This is a genomic window from Rossellomorea sp. GCM10028870 (assembly GCF_042666755.1).
In the GTDB taxonomy this organism is placed as follows: domain Bacteria; phylum Bacillota; class Bacilli; order Bacillales; family Bacillaceae_B; genus Rossellomorea.
The window spans coordinates 1,309,226-1,330,567 of sequence record NZ_JBHTGN010000001.1 but is presented as its reverse complement, the minus strand read 5'-3'; the positions used below and the strand labels follow the sequence as shown (position 1 = coordinate 1,330,567).

The 21,342-nt window shown below is 40.5% G+C and carries 17 protein-coding genes, 1 pseudogene, 1 riboswitch and 1 other annotated feature; all 18 genes and pseudogenes read left to right on the top strand.

What is annotated here, in order from left to right; translation table 11 throughout:
• Nucleotides 1-10 precede the first annotated feature (10 nt).
• Nucleotides 11-1,459, top strand: a complete 1,449-nt coding sequence (locus ACFQWC_RS06955; protein ID WP_377106683.1) for a spore germination protein — start codon at nt 11-13, stop codon at nt 1,457-1,459.
• A 6-nt stretch (nt 1,460-1,465) separates the two neighbouring features.
• Nucleotides 1,466-2,626 (top strand): Ger(x)C family spore germination protein, encoded by a 1,161-nt coding sequence (locus ACFQWC_RS06950; RefSeq protein WP_299741109.1) that lies wholly within the window; start codon nt 1,466-1,468, stop codon nt 2,624-2,626.
• Nucleotides 2,627-2,739: 113 nt separating this feature from the next.
• Entirely contained in the window at nt 2,740-3,036 is a 297-nt protein-coding gene (locus tag ACFQWC_RS06945) for a hypothetical protein (protein ID WP_299741111.1), read from the top strand.
• Nucleotides 3,033-3,854: a type II pantothenate kinase gene (coaW, locus tag ACFQWC_RS06940; protein WP_377106681.1), complete on the top strand. Its 822-nt coding sequence runs from the start codon at nt 3,033-3,035 to the stop codon at nt 3,852-3,854. The genes ACFQWC_RS06945 and coaW overlap by 4 nt, the downstream gene beginning before the upstream one ends.
• A gap of 82 nt (nt 3,855-3,936) precedes the next feature.
• Nucleotides 3,937-4,533: an SCO family protein gene (locus ACFQWC_RS06935; protein WP_299741115.1), complete on the top strand. Its 597-nt coding sequence runs from the start codon at nt 3,937-3,939 to the stop codon at nt 4,531-4,533.
• Between the two features lie 401 nt (nt 4,534-4,934).
• Nucleotides 4,935-6,821, top strand: coding sequence for a selenocysteine-specific translation elongation factor (gene selB / locus ACFQWC_RS06930; protein WP_377106678.1), 1,887 nt, complete (start codon nt 4,935-4,937; stop codon nt 6,819-6,821).
• 7 nt (nt 6,822-6,828) lie between these two features.
• Nucleotides 6,829-7,298 (top strand): annotated as a pseudogene (locus tag ACFQWC_RS06925) (NUDIX domain-containing protein).
• Nucleotides 7,299-7,376: 78 nt separating this feature from the next.
• Entirely contained in the window at nt 7,377-7,934 is a 558-nt protein-coding gene (locus ACFQWC_RS06920) for a VanZ family protein (protein ID WP_299741121.1), read from the top strand.
• Between the two features lie 150 nt (nt 7,935-8,084).
• Nucleotides 8,085-9,299, top strand: coding sequence for a cardiolipin synthase (cls, locus tag ACFQWC_RS06915; protein ID WP_377106676.1), 1,215 nt, complete (start codon nt 8,085-8,087; stop codon nt 9,297-9,299).
• 88 nt (nt 9,300-9,387) lie between these two features.
• Nucleotides 9,388-9,567, top strand: coding sequence for a hypothetical protein (locus tag ACFQWC_RS06910; protein ID WP_299741125.1), 180 nt, complete (start codon nt 9,388-9,390; stop codon nt 9,565-9,567).
• 256 nt (nt 9,568-9,823) lie between these two features.
• Complete coding sequence (locus ACFQWC_RS06905) at nt 9,824-10,480, top strand: HAD hydrolase-like protein (RefSeq protein ID WP_299741127.1); 657 nt, start codon at nt 9,824-9,826, stop codon at nt 10,478-10,480.
• A gap of 13 nt (nt 10,481-10,493) precedes the next feature.
• Nucleotides 10,494-11,120, top strand: coding sequence for an NUDIX hydrolase (locus ACFQWC_RS06900; protein WP_299741129.1), 627 nt, complete (start codon nt 10,494-10,496; stop codon nt 11,118-11,120).
• A 96-nt stretch (nt 11,121-11,216) separates the two neighbouring features.
• Nucleotides 11,217-11,843, top strand: a complete 627-nt coding sequence (locus ACFQWC_RS06895) for a metal-dependent hydrolase (RefSeq protein WP_299741130.1) — start codon at nt 11,217-11,219, stop codon at nt 11,841-11,843.
• 65 nt (nt 11,844-11,908) lie between these two features.
• Nucleotides 11,909-12,151 (top strand) — a binding site (T-box leader).
• A 58-nt stretch (nt 12,152-12,209) separates the two neighbouring features.
• On the top strand, nt 12,210-13,208 hold the full coding sequence (locus ACFQWC_RS06890) for a tryptophan--tRNA ligase (protein ID WP_377106673.1): 999 nt from the start codon (nt 12,210-12,212) through the stop codon (nt 13,206-13,208).
• Nucleotides 13,209-13,427: 219 nt separating this feature from the next.
• A riboswitch (SAM riboswitch) is annotated at nt 13,428-13,537 on the top strand.
• A 95-nt stretch (nt 13,538-13,632) separates the two neighbouring features.
• Nucleotides 13,633-14,754, top strand: a complete 1,122-nt coding sequence (locus tag ACFQWC_RS06885) for a methionine biosynthesis PLP-dependent protein (RefSeq protein ID WP_377106671.1) — start codon at nt 13,633-13,635, stop codon at nt 14,752-14,754.
• Nucleotides 14,747-15,931: a cystathionine beta-lyase gene (gene metC, locus ACFQWC_RS06880; RefSeq protein ID WP_377106669.1), complete on the top strand. Its 1,185-nt coding sequence runs from the start codon at nt 14,747-14,749 to the stop codon at nt 15,929-15,931. The genes ACFQWC_RS06885 and metC overlap by 8 nt, the downstream gene beginning before the upstream one ends.
• Before the next feature lie 15 nt (nt 15,932-15,946).
• Complete coding sequence (locus ACFQWC_RS06875; RefSeq protein WP_341357889.1) at nt 15,947-17,797, top strand: bifunctional homocysteine S-methyltransferase/methylenetetrahydrofolate reductase; 1,851 nt, start codon at nt 15,947-15,949, stop codon at nt 17,795-17,797.
• Nucleotides 17,778-21,224, top strand: coding sequence for a methionine synthase (gene metH, locus ACFQWC_RS06870; protein ID WP_299741139.1), 3,447 nt, complete (start codon nt 17,778-17,780; stop codon nt 21,222-21,224). Before ACFQWC_RS06875 ends, metH begins: the two co-directional genes overlap by 20 nt.
• Nucleotides 21,225-21,342: the final 118 nt, after the last annotated feature.

Genomic DNA, 21,342 nt, shown 5'->3' with positions numbered 1-21,342 from the left:
GATGTTCAAAATGAAGAAGTCTTCGAAAGAAAAGCGGATAGTGGAAGAAAAAGAGGACACTTTGAAAGAGTTAACGCAATTATTTTCAAAGAGTCATGATTTACTTATTCGAGAACATTTTTTTCACGATGAAGTCGTCACCCTGGTGTATTTTGAGAGTTTGGTCGATCGACATTATCTCGATCAATTCATTCTCCCAAAATTAGAAGAGTCTCCTGAAAAGTCCTATGCAAAAAAGATGGAGGGGAATTTCCAAGCAGTAGATGAAACGGGAAAGTCCCTGGATAAGCTCTCTACTGCTCTATTCAATGGGTATATTTTGTTTTTCATCGATGAAAAAATTATCTCCTTACATGCAGGCAATTTTCCTAAACGGCTGCCGGAAGAATCATCGCTTGAAACATCCATCCGCGGGCCAAAAGATGGATTTGTTGAAGACTTAAATACAAATATATCTTTAATTAGGAGAAGGCTTTTCACTCCAACGCTCTCCGTGGAAAAATATAAGATAGGGACCCGCAGTCATACAGAAATCGCCATCATGTACCTGAGTGATGTAATCGATGAGCGTATTCTCAATGAGCTATATACCAGGTTAGAAAAAGTGGATATAGATGTTCTAACCAGCAATCAACAGCTGGAATCAATGCTGGATGACAACCCTAATTCAATTTTCACTAATTTCGATTATACAGGTCGCCCCGATTTTATCATTGATTCATTAGTTCAGGGAAGATTTGCCCTCTTGGTGGATGGGTACCCAACTGTTTCAATTGCGCCAATAAATCTTCTGTTACAAACGAAATCACCAGAAGACTCTAGTATCAATTACGTATATGTATCTTTGGAAAGGATCCTGCGAGTAGCCGGGATCTTGATTTCAGCTTATTTACCAGGATTATGGGTGGCATTTTCGGCTTATAATATTGAACAAATTCCCTATCTGCTCGTGGCTACGATTTCCATGTCCAGGTTCGGCTTGCCCCTTTCCGCTCCTGTTGAGATGTTTATCGTCCTATTTTTGTTTGAGTTTTTTAATGAAGCGGGTGTCAGGCTACCCAGGGCAATTGGACAGACGGTTTCTGTACTTGGGGGGCTGATTGTGGGAGATGCCGCCATACGTGCCGGGTTGACATCGCCAACCATGCTTGTTATTGGTGCCATTACATATATTTCGTCGTTTACACTCGTCAATCAAACATTGAAATATGGAACAACGATATTAAGGTTCATTGTATTGCTCATTAGCACTTTTTTTGGATTATTCGGTGTTGTGATGAGCTTTATTCTGACGGTTCTCTATTTAGCGACGAAATCTTCCTATGGTACTCCATTCCTTGGTTCTGTAGCTCCAATCAGTTGGAATGAATTCATTCGGTCATTGTTCCGGTTGCCTATTCAGTTTTATAAGAAGCGCACCCCTACAACGAGCCCGGATGATGATACAAGGAAGGGATAGATCATTATGATCAATATGATAAGTAAGCTCATCTTAGTTGCTGCAGCACTTTTATTAACAGGATGCACGGGGTCAAAAAACATTCAGGACCTAACTTATATCGTCTCGATCGGATTGGATTATAATGAAGAGAACGAGTTATATACTGCATATCTTCAAGGCTTGAATTTTGCCAATGTAGCCAAGCAGGAGGGGAGTAAGCCGACAGAGCCTGTTCCGACTTTTGTCGGTTCTGCTTCCGGTAAAACCCTGAATATGGCTGTAAGAAACCTATATAAAGCATCGAGGCCGTCATTGTTTTTTGGACATACAAAAACTCTCGTCGTCTCAAAAAATTTGATCAAGTTTAAATTCAAAGAAGTTCTGGAGGATGTGGGCAGAAATCGATCATTAAGGCCCAATCTTCTATTGTTTACAACTGACGAGAGCATGGAGGAAATCTTTAAGTTGAATGGTTTATTTCAATATCCTCCCGTTTATACAGTCCTTTTGACAGAAGAAACCGTAGAGGCTTTACAAGATGATATTAGTGCAACAAGTTTAATGCATTTTCTTCGGGAGTACTATGAACCGATGGGGACAGCGTTCATCCCAAATATCAGTATCGATAAAAAATCCTGGCAAACCGATCAACCATACCCTGTACTTTATCTGAGCGGTTATAGTCTGTTTCAACAATCACAATTCAAAGGAGACCTCCCTTCTAAACCCTCCATCATCGTTGATTGGTTGCTTACCAAAAAGAATCAAATCGATTATCCTCTATATATTGATGATGAATTGGTATCTACATTTAAACTATTGACGAAAGAGCCTAAAATAAAGTACAAGGAAGAAAGAGGTGATTTCTCCACCTTTTCACTTGAAGTCAGCGTGAAAGCTGAGCTAATTGAAAAATTAGTGGATTCTCCATATAAAGATGTGAAAAGTACATTGGAAAAGTCTTTGGAAAATGAAATTAAAAAAGTGTATAATATTGGGTTGGAAAAGCAAGTGGATTTACTGAATGTAGGTGAAAAATGGTATAGATACCATCCACTAAAGTTTAGAAAGCTTGAAGAACAGCCTTCATTCTATTTAACAGACCATTCATTAGACGAAGTGAAAGTAAAAGTGGATATTACACATTTCAACGCCTATCGTTACGATCACAAAAGCATGGAATAGGATCAGTGTAGAAAAACACCAAAATAAATTGGTGTTTTTCCCTTTTTCTCTTTCATTTTCCAGGTCATTTGAATAACATGGAAATAGTATGAATTTGAATGGAGGCATCACTGATGAAAATAAGTATCTACATATTACTATTGTTAGTATCTGCCGTAGTGGCGATTGGATGGAGCTGGAAAAGGCTTTTGGATTTTAATACCTATAAAAAACCATTCTTGGAGGGAGTCGCACTTCAATTTCTTTTTCTTCTCTTTGCATCCGTATGGTGGCTCATAACAGAGGATACTTCAGATGGGGTCATAGGTGTTTTCTATTATTTTCTTGCTTTCCTTACGATAATGGTCGTTCATGGATTTACGCTGCACTATTTATTTTCCAAGAAAAAAATGGAGGAACGGGAAGAATGAGTGTAGTCGGGGTAGATGCTGGCGGCACGTTAACCAAGATCGTGTATGAAGAAACTGGCCGAATGCATTTTAAAACATTTACCAGTGAGCAGCAAGAGAATGTGCAGCAGTGGCTTACACTCTTGGCCCAAAATCATAAACTCTTCATTACGGGAGGAAAAGCAGAGAAGTGGGGAGAGATCTTTCCACATGCACATATTGTTCGTGAATTCGAAGCAGTTTGCAGTGGAGCTAAACTGCTCCTTAAAGAGGAAAATAGTGACCTGAAACAGTTCATCCTCATAAATATAGGTACAGGGACGTCTATTTTTAAGGTTGATGAAAACGGATGTGAGAGATTACTCGGTAGTGGGTTAGGTGGCGGAACCTTTATGGGATTGGGAGGTCTGCTAACTGGAGAGTCTGACTATTACGAGCTGGTACGGTTATCAAAAGTAGGCAAACGAGAGCAAGTTGATTTAACAGTAAGAGACGTTTATGAGGCAATGAATTCTCCAGTTCCTGAACATTTGACAGCTGCAAATTTTGCTAAAGGGGATGCATCTTCTAAGAAAGCAGACAAACTGCGGGCTCTAACAAATATGATAGCAGAAACCATTATTCTGCTTACATCTCAAGCATCTCAAGTTCTTAAGTTAGAGCATTTCGTATTTATTGGAAGTACGTTGAAATCAAATCCTGCTTTAAAAGAGGACCTTACACAATTTCAAGATATGTTATCCTACACCCCTATTTTTCCAGAGAAAGGTGCATACGCTGGAAGTCTGGGAGCGTTTGATATTGGAAGGGAAGCAGAGCTTTCACAAAATAGACAATGAATATTGCCTCTGCTGATTGTTTTTTTATCCTCTTTTTACTAACATAGAATGGGAGAGATAGATAAAGTCGGAGGAGATAAAGATGTCAAAAACCAAACCATTCATTGTGGTGATGACCATCATCGGTATTCTCCTTGCAGGTTGCAGTAATAGTGACTTTCAAGCAGAAACAGATTATGAAGTGAAAGAATTTTCTTATACCAATCAAAATAATCAAGAAGTCGGTTTGAATGATTTGAAAGGACAAGTCTGGATCGCAGATTTCATATTCACTAATTGTGAAACAGTTTGTCCACCTATGACATTTAATTTAACGAAGCTTCAAGAAAAGCTGAAAGAAGAAGGAGTAGAGGAATACAAAATCGTCTCCTTCAGCGTAGATCCTGAAAATGATACACCGGACGCATTAAAAGAATATATTTCAAACTTTGAAGCAGACACGAGTAAATGGGAACTGCTTACAGGCTATGAATTTGACGAGGTAAAGAATTTGGCCGAACGTTCCTTCCGCTCGATCGTAGCCGACGATCCTAATTCCGATCAGATGATTCATGGTACCAGCTTCTACCTGGTGAATCAAAAAGGTACTGTCGTAAAAACGTATAGTGGCAATAGTGATGTCCCATACGATGAAATTGTCCAAGATATGAAAACATTGATTAAAGAAGGATCGAAATAGACTAGGAAGGAGAATCACAGAATGTCAGGTGATTCTCTTTTTTATTATTGAAATCCATTCCAAAATCAGGGTTTTAAGGATTATAATGATAAAAAGGGGAACCGCTATGATTGGGAATATTGTATGCCAAGGTTTATACCTAATGGAACGGTAAACCGGGATTATGATAAAGTGAAAGTAGCGCAACTAAATTAGAGGGTAGCAGGTGAATTAACATTCGAAACTCAAAAGGTATGTTGATGATTGATATAGCCATAACTTTATTTATATTATTATGGGTATTGAAATCTATTTCAGATGGAGATGTATGGAAGGGAATCCTATTCGCCATTTGTTTTGCCATAATGGCAGGCGTCCTATTTTTCCGCTTCCAAAAGAAAAGGTAAAGGGAAGGTGAGAGGATGGGGAAACAATATTATACGATTGGAATGGCCGGACATATTGATCATGGAAAAACCACTCTCACAAAAGCCCTTACTTCTGTTGATACTGATCGATTAAAGGAGGAAAAGGATCGCAGCATCTCGATTGAACCCGGGTTTGCCCCATTATATAATGATGAAGAAATGGAGATTTCCGTAGTGGATGTTCCTGGTCATGAGCGGTTTATTCGCCAGATGATCGCAGGTGTGGCCGGGATCGATCTCATTGTGTTAGTGGTAGCTGCAGACGAAGGTGTGATGCCGCAAACGAAGGAACATCTTGATATCCTGTCGTTACTAGGAGTTACTCACGGTATTGTCGTGCTGACGAAAATTTCGAAAGTTGATGAAGAACTACGGGATATGGCTCTTGAAGAAGTGATAGATGAGTTGAAAGGAACGGTATTTGAAAGGGCCAGTGTCTTGGTGGCAGATAGTATTTCAGGAGAGGGTGTCGAAGAGTTAAAACAGAAAATCATTACTACATTAAGAGGCATGGCTTCAAGAAGTATCAGAGGCGATTTTCGTTTACCGATTGATCAAGTTTTTACTTTAAAGGGTCAAGGGACAGTCGTAAGAGGGACCGTTTTTGAAGGAACCTTGGACACTGGAGAAGAAATAATCATATTACCTCAAGGAATACATACAAAAGCGAAACAAATTCAAGCCCATCATAGGAAAGAGAGTCGTGCTTTTGCCGGTCAACGTGCAGCGATAAACCTTTCTGGAGTGGACTACAAAGAATTGAAAAGAGGAAATGTACTCGTCACATCCACTCATCTTACCGTGACCAACACGATTGATGTGTGTCTCGAAGTAATACATGCAGTAAACCATCCTATAAAACAAAGAATGCCTGTTGTGCTCCATGTAGGAACTTCCGAAGTGATGGGGAAGCTCGTATTTTTTGATCGAAATAAAGTGGAGTCGGAAACCGAGCTTATTTTATGCCAGATCCGGCTTGATGAATCGATTGTTGTCAAAAGAGGCGATCGTTTTATACTAAGAAGACCCTCTCCAATGGAAACCATCGGAGGAGGCTGGATTATTCAGCCGAATGGTGGGAAATACAAGTTCGGAGAGGAAACGATGGCCCTTCTTCAGTCTGAACGGCACGGGACGCCTCAGGAAAGAGTTCTAAGGCTACTTGAACAATATAAATGTGTAGATGAAGATTTCATCTTAAGTGAAGCCTCTTTATCGCATAGAGAACTGCATGATTTGCTACAGGGTGATGATCAATGGGTTGTACTTTCAGAATCCAAGATCTCTCATATGAAAATAGTTGAAGAATGTGTGAAATCGATCGAACAGATTCTTCGAGAGTTTCACGAGGAGTTTCCGTTATTGCGAGGGATCAATAGTGGTGAGTTGAAACAAACTTTAAAAAGGTACACAGAAGATTTAGTGGACTATGTGATTGAACAAAAACATTGGAAGCGAAACAGTGGCTTTCTTTGTTTAGAGGGATTCATTCCTCACTTACCTACTGAATGGGAGAAACGATGCAAACAGCTCATTATCTTATTAGAGGCTGATGGGACACACGTAAAAGACATGGAAGAGTATTTTCATCAAGTAGGTATTCCTCAAAAATGGCAGTCTGATTTTTATCACTTTTTTATCCAGGAAAAGAAAATCGTGCAATTGGATAATAAAAAAGCCTATTCTTATCAAATTTTTATGAAAGCTGTTGAAGGCTTAAAAGAAAAGACCGGCGAAACATTCGATATAGCTGATGCCAAAGCTGCTCTGGGATTATCCAGAAAATATATGATACCGTTTCTAGAAAAGCTGGATAAGGATGGTCTGACTTTAAGGATTCAGGGGCATCGTAAGTGGATTGGAACAAGTATGAAGGAATGAGGAATGAATGAAAGTAGATACAGTGATGTATTCGTTAGTAATGATACAGCGTGGGGACAAAGTGCTGTTATTAAATAGGCCGGAGCGGAAAGATTATCCCGGTTATATTGCCCCGGGAGGTAAAATTGACTTCCCCGAAAGCCCGGCAGCAGGTGCAATCCGAGAGGTAAGAGAAGAGACAGGTTTACAGGTGGAAAAATTAAGGTATAAAGGGTTAGATGAATACGTTGTACCTGGAAAGGGATTTCGATATATCGTGTATAATTACCTTGCCTATGAAACCACAGGTGAGCTCCTTGAAAACCCGAAGGTGAATTGGTTTGGGTCTTAAAGTCAGCAGCCTTAAATTTACCGATGCAGCCTTTTTTTAAACGAAAATTCCCTTTGTTTTTTGAAGAAGGAACTTTTGAAATCCACACCTCCTGGAATGGAATCGATAAAGAGACTGCTGAGGTGACGATTCGCCAGTTGTCATAATGCTTCTCTTTCAAACATATATCATCGTAAATAAACTAAATCATCGTTGTAGCCTAGAGGAAAGTAGGAAAAGGAATCATGAAAGAATTATGGAGCGCATTTGGTTGGGTTCTTCCAATTATTGTGGTTGTGACGATTTCCCTTATCTTTGCGGTCTCCTTTTGGAAGAAGAGAAAGGGGAAGGGCAGATGGATGAATTTACTGCCTGTTCTGTTTACGTGTATAACGATTGGAGCAATCTGTTTAATCACAATGACCCCATTGACGGGTGGAAATGTTTCAGAGGGATCTGTGAATTTTGATCCATTTTCTAATTTGAAGTTGAATTTAATTTACCGGAATCATTTAGATGTGCCCATTCGAAACTTGATGGCCAATATATTATTGTTCATTCCATTAGCCTTTTTTATTGCTTGGTGGATGAGGCAGTCAAAGCAGATTATTCTGATGGTGACATTTATCGGAGCACTTTTCTCCTTTGGAATAGAGTTTGCTCAATACTATCTTCCATTAGGAAGAGCAACGGATATTGATGATTGGATAATGAATACATTGGGTTCATTTATTGGTGGCCTCCTTTTTGTGTTCGCACGCTTAATCTATAATCTGTTGAGAATCAATAAAAAAATCAACTGAGAGTATTAACGTTATGTTAATGCTCTTTTTTTCGGTAAATTGTAAAATAGGAACAAAAGATGCCTGGAACTTTGATATATTTTGAATGGAAATGTATAGTCCTTCTCCTTAAACAAAAGCTAACACTACATAAAAAGGAGGTGAGTTCTCTTGCTGAAAAAAGGACTTAAAGGAATCCTGATAACGGCTGCATTCATCGTGATTTTGTTTCTCATCATGCACTGGGATGTGAAACAAGGTGTAAAAAACTATGCGAGAACTCACCCAATGACGGAAACCCTTTCTCGTAAAGCTGAAATCAACGTCTATAATACAGGGAAGGACTTATATAAAAAATTGTTTGCGGATATTAAAACAGCAGATGAGCTGGTTTGGATTCATTTTTTTATTATCAGGGATGATCAGATTTCCAACGAGTTTTTTGATTTGCTGATTGAAAAGGCTAAGGAAGGTATAGATGTTCGATTGTCTGTCGACTTCCTTGGTTCAGACATTAAGAAGGAAAGTATAAATAGGATGGGAGAAGGAGGGGTGAAAATTGTCAAAAGCAGGTCTCTATCCCTGAAGAACATTTTCTATTCCCTTCATCATCGGAACCATCGCAGGCTCGTTTCCATTGATCAAAGAATTGCCTATATTGGAGGCTTCAATATGGGGGATGAATATTTAGGGAAAGACCCGAAGCTTGGGTACTGGAGGGACTATCACATACGGTTGGAGGGTGAGGCAGGAAAAGAGGTGGCACAGCAGTTTAAAAGGGACTGGGTCGAGGATGGAGCAGAAAGTATGGAGAGCGTGCATCCTACTCGTACTTCAAGTGAAAATGAGGGGAGCAACGTTCATTTCTTGTTTTCTACAGGAGACAGTATTGTAGATAAGACAGTAAACTGGATTAACAGTTCGGAAGAGAGTATCACAATTACAACGCCATACTTTTTACCAAATGGGAAACTGGTATCAGCTTTAAAGAAAGCAGTGAAGCGTGGGGTAAAAGTGAAAATACTCATCCCGGACAATACAGATGCATGGTTTACGAAGCCGCCAAGTTACAGGATAGAGAAAACTTTGTTAGAGAGCGGAGTGGATCTCTATTTATATGAAAAAGGATTTTTCCACGGTAAAGTGCTGGTCATCGATCATAAATGGGCTGATATAGGTACAGCCAATTGGGATCCACGCAGCTTCTACTTAAATGATGAAAGCAACTGCATCATACGCGATGCAAAAGTTGCCGCCGAATTAGAATCACTCATCCATAATGACATTAAGCATAGTAAAAAGCTGACCATGAAGGCTTTTAGTGAACTCCCTGCCTGGGAAAAAGCGCTTCGCAAAACGCCTGATTGGATATATTTTTATTTCTAAGAATAAATATTTTTACTGAATAAGAAAATATGGTAAAGTGATTTCATATCTTAAAAAGAATACACCTTACTGAAGAAAGGGATTGTCCATGAGCGAGCTCTTGTTTGTATCTTTGTTCATTCTTTCGTTATTGGCTTTTAAGTTTATTAACGTGTTAAAGAAGAAACATGTGTCAAAGTCTCATAAGTCTGTAGCAGTTAGTATCGTGATCTTTTCTGTTATCGGCATGATGTTGACGGTCCTCTTTTATCTTCCAAATGCATCTTAAAGAAAGCAAGTTATACACCGATTTAAGGACTTAACACACGAGAGAAGCGTTCTTGTGTGTTTTTTTGTTAAAAAAGATTGGTGGTCACAAATGGACAGCTATACTCAGTAAGAAGTTGTTCATCTAAACGTAGCTGCTTTCTTTCGACCGTAGATTTGATATGATTGTAGAAGGTTATTTCATGTAAGCAAGATTGTAATTTAAGCTTAAATCGTCGAACATATAAATGTACGAAGGGCAATAAAGGAGAATATAGATGAAAGCTGCAATGATTTTTGACATGGATGGAACGTTATTTCAAACGGATCGTATTCTTGAAGCTTCACTTCATGATACGTTTCAACGACTAAGAGATGAAGGAACGTGGAAAGAGGATACACCTCTTGAAATATACAGAGAAATTATGGGTGTCCCTCTTTCTGTTGTGTGGAAAACACTTTTACCTCATCATCCCTTACATATACATGGGAAAGTGAATGATCTATTTCATGAAAAACTGATTGAAAATATTCAGAAGGGAAATGGATCTCTCTATCCACATACGGAGGAAATATTAGCTTACTTATCAGGGAGAGGTTTTCCGATCTTTGTGGCAAGCAACGGCTATCCTCATTATTTAAAGACGGTCGTGGAGTACTTTCATTTGGATCAATGGATTTTAGAGTGCTACAGCATTCAGGAAATACATTCAGATGACAAAGGGGAGTTGATTCGAAAAATCAAAGAGGATCATAATCTGACACATGGGATTGTGATTGGTGATAGATTGTCTGACTTCAAAGGAGCAGAGGCAAATCACTTTCTTTCGATAGGTTGTGCTTTTGATTTTTCTCAGGAAAATGAATTGCGTGAAGCGGATATTGTGGTTGAAGATCTCTTGGAGGTTAAAGATTATCTGGAGGAAATGAAATAAAGGAGGGATACGGGTGGAGGAAGAACAACTAGCCGTCTTTGATGAATACGGTAATAGGATTGGAGTAGCGAGTCGTTCCGAGGTTCATTTAAAGGGATATTGGCATGAAACTTTTCACTGTTGGCTTGCGCATTATGATGAGAGTAGTGGAGAGACCTATATTTACTTCCAACTGAGAAGTGATAAGAAAAAGGATTTCCCTGGCTTGCTTGATATTACCGCCGCTGGACATATCTTGTCAGAAGAGAAGATTGAAGACGGCGTAAGAGAAGTTCATGAAGAGCTTGGACTTCTTATTAAGATAGATGAACTGCAATCATTAGGAATTGTAAAAGGGGAATTAGATCAACGGGATATGATCGATCGGGAACTAACTCACGTATTCCTGTATTCCAAGCCGGTTGCATATGACGAGTTTCAACTTCAGTTAGAAGAAGTGTCCGGTATTTTCCGTACGACTCTTCAAGACTTTAAAGCCCTCGTTCAACAAACGAAAGCGGAAATAGAAGTAGAAGGATTTCATATTAATGAAACAGGAAAAACGGACTTCATTAAGCAAAGGGTGAGTTACCATCACTATGTTCCTCATGAAAGGTCCTACCTTCTTGAAATAATTGCGCGCATATCGGCTCATCTTTAGAAATTAATTCGTACTTCCCATAGTCAATATGGATAATAAAGGCTATCATAGTAATCTGGTACATACATAATGAGATACGAAAGTAGGAGGACACACTTGAACGGCACAGCACATATGGCTATTGGAGCAGCAACGGGATTTATTGTGGCGAACTCATTTGGATCTGGTCCTGACATAACCGCCACACTTGTGGCAATAGGCGGGGTATCCGGACTCATGCCTGATATGGATATTGACGGAAAGCTTAGTAACAAGGTTACTTTTTCACCCAAAATGATCAGAGCAGTGGCACAAATCATTGGTTTTTTAATGATGGTGTACAGCTATCTTGAAGGAATTGGGAAAGAACAATGGCTCGGGATTGGATATGGTGCAGGAATGATGATTCTCTCGAGTTTCATTACCCAGAGAAGGATGCTGATGATTACCGGCATCGGTGTGACAGCATGCGGTTGGCAGTTGAATGAAACGTGGTTATGGTTGTTGGGCATTTATATTTTCGTTGCCTCATTCGTTTCACATCGCAGTTATACTCACTCTGTTCTTGGAATTGTATATTATGGCATGATTGCCCATTATCTGGAGTCATCAATAATGATTGATGGAGTTTTTGAAGCGTGTGTAATCGGATATGCAAGTCATCTGATCGCGGATATGAAATTTCTCCCTTTTAATAAGAGAGGCATAAAACTTTTCCTTCCTCTTTCATCTAAAGAAATCTAAAATGTGTTTTCGCCTACTTGACCATTATTTCCTGATACATTAAAATAATGGAAACACTAAAATAGTTAAATGCGATGAGGAAGAAGAGTAGACGAACGAAACATTTCAGAGAGCTGATGGATAGTGAGAATCAGTATGGTGAAATCGTTGAATGGGCTTTTGAGCATCCAGGCTGAAATGAAGTAGGTTATGGCGGAGGGTCTCACCGATAAAAGAGACGATGTATCGAAGGCGACTTCTGTACATATGAGTGCGTTTACTAAAGTGTAAGCGAATGAAGGTGGCACCACGGGTTTCTCGTCCTTTTTTAGGGGATGAGAAGCCCTTTTTGTGTTTGGTTTTATTATTTTAGACGGGGGGATTGTTATGAAAAAACAAGTTCTGACTGGTATCAAACCAACAGGCAGGATTCATTTAGGGAATTATATTGGCGCCATTAAACCGGCATTACGATTGGCAGAGAATCAATCCTACAACACCGCTTATTTTGTTGCGGATTATCATGGGTTAACGAAGATACATGATCAGCATGAAATGAAAGAACTATCTTATGGAGTGGCGGCAGCTTGGTTAGCATTAGGGTTGGATCCTGATCGAGCGATTTTTTACCGTCAATCTGATGTACCTGAGATTTTTGAATTAAGCTGGATCCTCGCTTGCTTTGCACCGAAAGGATTAATGAACCGGGCCCATGCATATAAATCAATAGTTGAAGATAATCAAAAAAGGGGCAGAGAAGTAGATGCAGGGGTCAACATGGGCTTATTCACCTACCCGATATTGATGGCGGCGGATATCCTTCTATTCCAAACGGAACTGGTTCCTGTCGGTAAAGATCAAATTCAGCATGTCGAAATTGCAAGGGACATTGCAGAAAACTTTAATAAGCAATATGGCGAAACATTTGTTCTTCCCGATTATGTGATACAGGAAGAAACATCTGTTCTACCGGGACTTGATGGACGAAAAATGAGTAAAAGCTATAACAATACCATCCCATTATTTGAAGAATCAAAAAAGCTTCAAAAACTAATCAATAAAATCAAAACAGATTCTTCACCCCCTGAGGAGCCTAAGGATCCTGAATCGTCCGTCATATTTTCGCTTTATAAGGAATTTGCAACATCCGATCAAGTTGAAGAAATGAGAAGGAGATTTCAAGGCGGAATAGGGTGGGGAGAAGCGAAAAAAGAGCTATTCCAAGTCATGAATTCATTTATCGAGGAACCTCGATCCAAATATGAAGAACTAATAGCCAACCCCAAGAGGCTGGATGCCATTTTAAAAGAAGGAGCCGATAAAGCAAGAGAAAAGACGATTCCATTTATGAAAGAAATTAAAAGGAAAATGGGTATCTTTCATTAAATAAAATGAATCGCTCTATTTTTTGAATTCAGCCATTCATCTGGAGTTGATTGGAGGGAATGTGCGGACCTCTGCAAGAATATAGAAGCAGACGAAAAACGGCTCAAAAAGTTGCGTCACTATGTATGCTTCATTTTCGGATAATTCATAATTCTCATTGACATTTGTTCTTCTTTGTTATAAGTTATGGGAAAGTTATTTTTCACAAAATCATATAGTTTCTTATCAAGAGAGGTAGAGGGACTGGCCCGAAGACACCTCAGCAACCAGCCACAGTTTTAGGTATGGTGCTAATTCCAGCAAGTTGATGTCAACTTGGACGATAAGAGGGAGAACGAACGTACAAAACCTTCTTATTTTCATTAAGAAGGTTTTTTTGTTTTTTCCCTTTTCGTTTACAGGGAAAGAAAAGGAGAGAAGAATATTGAAAAAACATATTGATACTTTGCTTGTCCAGGCGGGAAACCGGAAAGATCCTGCAACGGGTGCTGTGAGCCTACCCATTCATTTATCGACTGCTTATGAACATAAGGGGATTGGGCAATCGACAGGCTATGATTACACAAGAACAGGAAATCCAACCCGCGCAACCTTAGAAGACACCCTCACTCAATTGGAAGAAGGGCACAGAGGGTTTGCCTTCAGCTCGGGGATGGCAGCGATTCAGGCAATCCTTAGCTTATTTTCCAGCGGGGATGAATTGATTGTTTCGAAAGACCTATACGGCGGGAGCTACCGTTTGTTCGTACAGTATGAAGCACAATATAGTATCAAATTTCATTTCGTCGATACAAGTGATGCCGGCTCCATAGAAGAACAAATTTCTAAGAGAACAAAGGCCATCTTTCTTGAAACGCCAACCAATCCATTAATGAATGAAGCAAGCATTTCTGAGGTTGCTGGAATCGCAAAGTGTAACGGGTTGCTTTTAATTGTCGATAATACCTTCTACACACCTGTTCTTCAAAAGCCACTCACTGAAGGAGCAGACATAGTTATTCACAGCGCCACGAAATACTTAGGGGGCCATAATGACGTGCTGGCAGGTGTTGTGGTTGTAAACACAGAGGAGCTGGCGGGAAAAATCTGCACCATTCAAAATTCCATCGGCGCGGTTCTCTCACCATTTGATTGTTGGCTTTTATTAAGAGGGATGAAAACCCTTAGTCTCCGAATGGCTCAACATGAAAAAAACGCAAGAAAACTAGCAAAATATCTTGAAGGGCACGAATGTGTAACGGACGTTTTATATCCGGGAAAAGGCGGCATGCTTTCCTTTCGAATCGCAAAGGAAGAATGGGTGGATCCCTTTCTCAAACACTTAAAAGTTATTACGTTTGCTGAAAGTTTAGGAGGGGTTGAAAGCTTTATCACCTACCCCGCAACCCAAACACATGCAGACATTCCCGAAGAAGAAAGAAATAGGTTGGGTATCTGCAACAGGCTCCTGCGGTTCTCTGTAGGAATTGAATTTATTGATGACCTGATTGAAGACCTGGAGAATGTATTTCAACAATTGGAAAAAGAGGTGCTTACGTATGAGTAAAAAACCATTTTCACTTCAGACGTCACTCATTCATTCTCACGGATTTGATAAAGAAACAGGAGCGGTCTCTACACCGTTACATCATGCTACAACCTTTCACCAACAGGATTTTGATCAATATGGAACATATGACTACAGCCGTTCGGGAAATCCGACGAGGGAAACTGTTGAAGAAACGATAGCGGAATTGGAAGGTGGAGTAAGAGGCTTTGCCTTTTCATCAGGGATGGCGGCAATCTCCACAAGCTTTTTATTATTATCGAGTGGCGACCACGTTCTAGTATCAGAAGAAGTGTACGGTGGGACATACAGAATGATTACAGAGGTCCTCACTAAATTTGGGATTGAATATTCATTTGTGAACATGAAGGATCTTCATGAAGTGGCTTGTTCAATTAAACACAATACGAAAGTGATTTATATGGAGACACCTTCCAATCCGCTTCTGAACATCACCGATATTGAAGGAGTCGTGAAGCTTGCCAAGGCGAATGGATGTTTAACGTTTCTGGATAATACCTTCATGACTCCCCTGCTGCAAAGACCGATCAGCTTAGGTGTTGATGTTGTTCTTCACAGTGCCACTAAGTTTCTTGCCGGACATAGTGACGTCTTGGCGGGGCTCGCGGTAACGGGAAATGAAGAGATTGCCAGGAAGCTTGCTTTCTTGCAGAATTCTTTCGGTGCGGTCCTCGGTGTCCAGGATTGCTGGTTGCTCTTAAGAGGGCTGAAAACACTGCATGTACGATTGAAGGAATCATCAGAATCCGCTTATAAGATTGCGAGCTTCTTAGAAAAGAGAAAGGAAGTAGAAGAAGTGTATTATCCAGGCTTGAGCTATCATCCCGGTCGTGAAATTCAAGTCCGACAAGCAGAGGGTCCTGGAGCGGTTCTTTCCTTCCGGTTAAAGGGTGCAGAGGAAGTGAAGCAACTCATACAAAATGTAAACATTCCCGTATTCGCCGTAAGTTTAGGAGCTGTTGAATCAATTCTATCCTATCCATCAAGGATGTCACATGCTTCTATGCCGAAAGCTGAACGGGAAAGGAGAGGGATTACTGATGGTTTATTACGATTATCAGTAGGACTTGAAAACGTGGATGAATTGATTAACGATCTTCATAAAGGTTTAGATAGTATTCAAAAGACCAACCGAAACAACGTTATAAATTTATAAAAAGGAGGGAATGTCATGAAGCCGTTGCTAGAAGCACTGAAAGAGAGAATCTTGATTGCAGATGGGGCCATTGGAACGTTGTTGTATTCATATGGAGTGGACAGATGCTTTGAAGAATTGAATCTTTCCCACCCAAATGAAGTGTTGAAAGTCCATAAGGAGTATATTGATGCAGGAGCAGATATCATTCAGACCAATACGTATGGAGCCAATTATCAAAAGCTTTCCAGATACGGATTGGAGGATTCGGTTAAGGAAATAAATACAGCTGCAGTGCGTCTAGCAAGAAAAGCCGCTGGTGTTAACACCTATATTCTGGGGACCATCGGGGGAATCAGGGGCATTAAACAAAATGTGTCGCTGGAAGAAATCAAAAGAAGCTTTCGGGAACAGCTTTACTGTTTATTATTAGAAGGTGTAGATGGCATCTTGCTTGAGACCTATTATGATTTCGAGGAATTAACCACGGTTTTAAACATTGTCAAACGTGAAACGGACATTCCTGTCATTGCTCAAGTTTCTCTACATGAAACAGGAGTTCTTCAAAATGGAATGGAGATAAAAGACGCACTTCAGCAATTAGAATTATTAGGGGCCGATGTTGTCGGTATCAATTGCCGCATGGGGCCATTTCATATGGTGAACTCATTAGAGGAAGTTCCATTACCTAAAAGGGCATTTCTTTCCGTCTATCCAAACGCCAGTCTGCCAAACTATGAAGAAGGTCGATTCTATTACTCTGCTGAGCCTGATTACTTTGGGGATATAAGCAATGAGTTGCGACTGCAAGGTGCAAGAATCATTGGAGGCTGCTGTGGAACCACACCTGATCACATTCGTTCTGTAGCAAGCAGATTAAAAAGCCGTGAGCCTGTTAAAGAGAAAGTGGTGAAAGCAAAAAAGGTTGTTCAGTTATCATCACCTTCAATCAGGGGAAACTTGCTGCATGAGCATGTAAGAGAAAAGAAAACACTCATTGTTGAACTCGATCCACCTAAACATCTCGACACAAAGCTGTTCTTCCAAGGGGCTGAGGCATTAAAGAAAGCTGGAATTGACGCACTCACGCTTGCTGATAATCCGTTAGCATCTCCTCGTATTAGTAATGACGCCATTGGGAGTCTGGTCAGGTCCAAATTTGATCTTACACCTTTAGTTCACATCACTTGCAGGGACCGTAACCTGATAGGACTTCAATCCCATCTTATGGGATTGCACACGTTGGGCATTCACAATATTTTAGCGATTACGGGTGACCCGGCGAAGATTGGAGACTTTCCTGGGGCAGCATCCGTTTATGATTTATCTTCCCTTGAACTTATTGAACTCATCAAACAAAACAATGAGGGGATATCCTTTTCCGGTAAGTCACTCCGGGAACGTACTCAATTTTCAGTAGGAGCGGCCTTTAATCCAAATTTCCGTCATTTAGACGCTTCTGTAAAAAGGCTTGAAAAGAAAAAGAAAGCCGGAGCTGACTATTTCATTTCTCAACCGATCTTTGGGAAAGAACAGCTGATTCAAGTACATGAAGCTACGAAGCATTTAGATGTTCCGATCTTTATCGGAATCATGCCATTAATCAGTTCGAGAAATGCTGAGTTTCTCCATCATGAAGTACCGGGAATCAATGTTCCAGAAGAAACAAGAAAAAGAATGAAGGAAGCGGGAAGTGATCCTGTAGTTGCAAGAGCAGTTGGAATGGATATTGCAAAAGACTTACTTGATACAGCAATAGATCTTTTTAATGGGATTTATCTTATCACGCCTTTTGTCAGGTACGATATGAGCATTGAACTGATTCATCATATACAAGAGAAAACCAGCACAGAAAGAGAGGTTCCCTATGGCCATCACTTTGTTTGAAGAACAGCTTAGGAAAAAAATACTCGTACTCGATGGAGCAATGGGAACGATGCTTCAACAAGCGAATTTATCCCCAGAGGATTTTGGTGGAGAAGAGCTTGAAGGATGTAATGAAAATCTGGTTTTAACAGCGCCGGAGGTCATCTATCAGATTCACCTGGAATATTTGAAAGCAGGGGCTGATGTGATTGAAACGAATACGTTTGGGGCAACCCCCATTGTGTTGGACGAATATGATATAGGATCTAAAGCATACGAAATCAATAAAGTAGCAGCTGAAATCGCCAAAAAAGCAGTAGAAGATGTCTCAACTTCCGAGTGGCCCAGGTTTGTTGCAGGATCTCTCGGTCCCACTACCAAAACCTTATCTGTTACAGGAGGGGTAAGCTTCGATGACTTAGTAGACAACTACCGGGTTCAAGCAGAAGGTCTTCTCGATGGAGGAGTCGATGTCCTGTTACTTGAAACGAGTCAGGATGCGTTAAATGTAAAAGCAGCAAACCTCGGAATTCGAACTGCTTTTGAATCAAGAGGGAAAGTGATCCCCATTTTGTTATCCGGAACCATTGAGCCTATGGGCACTACACTCGCCGGCCAGAACATCGAAGCATTTTATTTATCCCTTGAACATTTAAACCCTTTGGTAGTTGGTCTAAACTGCGCAACAGGACCTGAATTTATGCGTGACCATATCCGTTCCTTATCAAGCTTAGCCACTACCTATGTAAGCTGTTATCCGAATGCAGGACTTCCTGATGAAGAAGGAAATTACAATGAGACGGCTGATTCACTCAGTATAAAGATGAAAGGTTTTGCTGAGAAAGGCTGGGTGAATCTTGTTGGAGGGTGCTGTGGAACGACACCGGAGCATATTCGTGCCCTTTCAAATGTGGTAAAGGGATTACCTCCTCGTAAACCCAATGAGTCTCACCCTCATGCGGTGTCGGGAATTGAAGCGTTCGTCTATGAGGATGCAGACAGAAGACCGATTCTGGTCGGAGAGCGGACGAATGTCATCGGTTCACGTAAATTTAAACGATTGATTGCAGAAAATAAGATAGAAGAAGCGTCAGAGATTGCGAGAGCACAAGTGAAAAATGGAGCTCAGGTGATCGATATCTGCCTTGCAGATCCCGATCGTGAAGAAGTAGATGATATGAATGTATTTATCCAGGAGGTTGTGAAAAAAGTAAAAGTTCCACTTGTCATTGATTCAACGGATGAGAAAGTGCTAGAGACCGCTTTAAAATATTCTCAAGGGAAAGTAATCATTAACTCGATTAATCTTGAAGACGGAGAGGAGCGGTTTGAGAAGATTACAAAGCTGATGAAGGAATACGGAGCGGCGGTTGTAGTAGGGACGATTGATGAAAAAGGAATGGGTGTATCAGTCGCACGTAAGGTAGACATTGCCCTTCGTTCACATAAACTGTTAACAGAGAAATATGGGGTTGCCTCAGAAGACATCATCTTTGACCCTCTCGTATTCCCTGTGGGAACAGGGGATCAGCAATATATCGGTTCAGCCAATGCCACCGTTGAAGGGATAAGACGGATTAAGGAAGCCTTACCTGAATGCCCTCATATCTTAGGGGTTAGTAATGTTTCTTTTGGACTGCCTCCTGTCGGAAGAGAAGTCCTCAATGCTGTGTATCTTTATCACTGTACAAAAGCGGGCCTTGATTATGCCATAGTCAATACGGAAAAACTAGAGCGCTTTGCCTCTATTCCTGAAGAAGAAGTTCGAATGGCGGAGAAACTCTTATTTGAAACGACGGATGAAACCCTGGCTGAATTTACAGCATTTTATAGAGGGAAAAAGAAAGAAGTAAAGGTACCCGTCAATACTATGAATCTAGAGGAGAGACTGGCTCATTATGTGGTGGAAGGGACGAAGGAGGGACTGATTGCCGATTTAAATATCGCCTTGGAGAAATATGATGCTCCCCTGGATATCATCAATGGCCCCCTTATGGCCGGAATGAGTGAAGTCGGAAGATTATTTAATGATAACCAGCTGATTGTAGCGGAGGTATTACAGAGTGCCGAAGTCATGAAAGCATCCGTTGCTCATTTGGAACCACATATGGAACAAACGGAAAGTTCATCTTCGAAAGGCAAAGTGATCTTAGCTACGGTTAAGGGGGATGTTCATGATATCGGTAAGAATCTCGTTGATATTATTCTCAGTAATAATGGATATAAAGTGATTGATTTAGGCATTAAAGTGACCCCTCAGGAACTGATAGAAGTTATACGGGAAGAAAAGCCGGATATCGTAGGTTTGTCCGGGCTCCTTGTGAAGTCTGCCCAACAAATGGTCATTACTGCTCAAGATTTAAAACAGTCTGATATTTCAGTTCCTCTTGTAGTAGGTGGTGCGGCACTCACCCGAAAATTCACTACGAATAAAATTGGCCGGGAATACGATGGGCTGGTTCTTTATGCGAAGGATGCAATGGATGGACTTGGCATCATGAATAAGATTCAAAATGAAGAAACAAGATTGCAGTTGGAAGAAGAGTGTCGCGATAAGTTAAGTAAGGTCGTTTCGAATGAAGATTCACCGAATCGAAATACAGCTTCTGTTGCGGTGAAAGTACGTTCAACAGTTGCAAAAGATGTAAAGGTTCATGTCCCTTCTGACTTGATTCCACATACCATAAAAGAATTTTCACTTGATCAAATTCATCCCTACATTAATCAGCAAATGCTGCTTGGGCATCATCTGGGGATTAAAGGGAAAATTTCAAGATTACTGGAAGAGGGAGACGAGCGGACGGTCGGTCTAAAAGCAGTAACAGATGAATTGTTCCAAAAAGCAAATAGGGAAGGGATGATTCAGGCAGCTGCAAGATATCAATTTTTCCCTGCTCAATCAGATGGAGAAGATGTTGTTATTTATCACCCGGATGATTCTTCCACAGAAATAGAACGATTTCATTTTCCAAGACAAGCAGGAAATCAGCATTTATGTTTAGCAGATTACTTGCGGCCGGTAGAAAGTGGAGAAATGGATTATGTCGGTTTCTTTGCGGTAACGGCCGGTGTGAAAATCAGGCAGTGGGCAAGTGAGATGAAGGAAGATGGCCGATTCCTTGAAAGTCACGCCCTGCAGGCTCTTGCCTTAGAAACAGCAGAAGGACTGGCTGAAAGAGTGCATGAAATGATGAGAAGCAGATGGGGGTTCCCTGATCCCGTTGATTTTACGATGCAGGACCGGTTCCGGACTCTCTATCAAGGACAGCGTTTTTCATTTGGTTATCCCGCCTGTCCCGAACTTGAGGATCAGAAAAAGCTGTTTAAGCTAATTCAACCTGAAAGAATTGGAATCCATTTAACAGACGGATGTATGATGGAACCAGAAGCATCGGTAACAGCGATGGTCTTCGCTCACCCTGAAGCAAGGTATTTTAATGTATTATAAAATTCATATTAAAAAGGCAACTTCCAAAGTGGAGTTGCCTTATTTACTTATGGCGATAAGTTCAAAAGTCTATTCTTATTAAGCTGCTGGTAAGATCGGCAAGGACCCACTGTTTCAA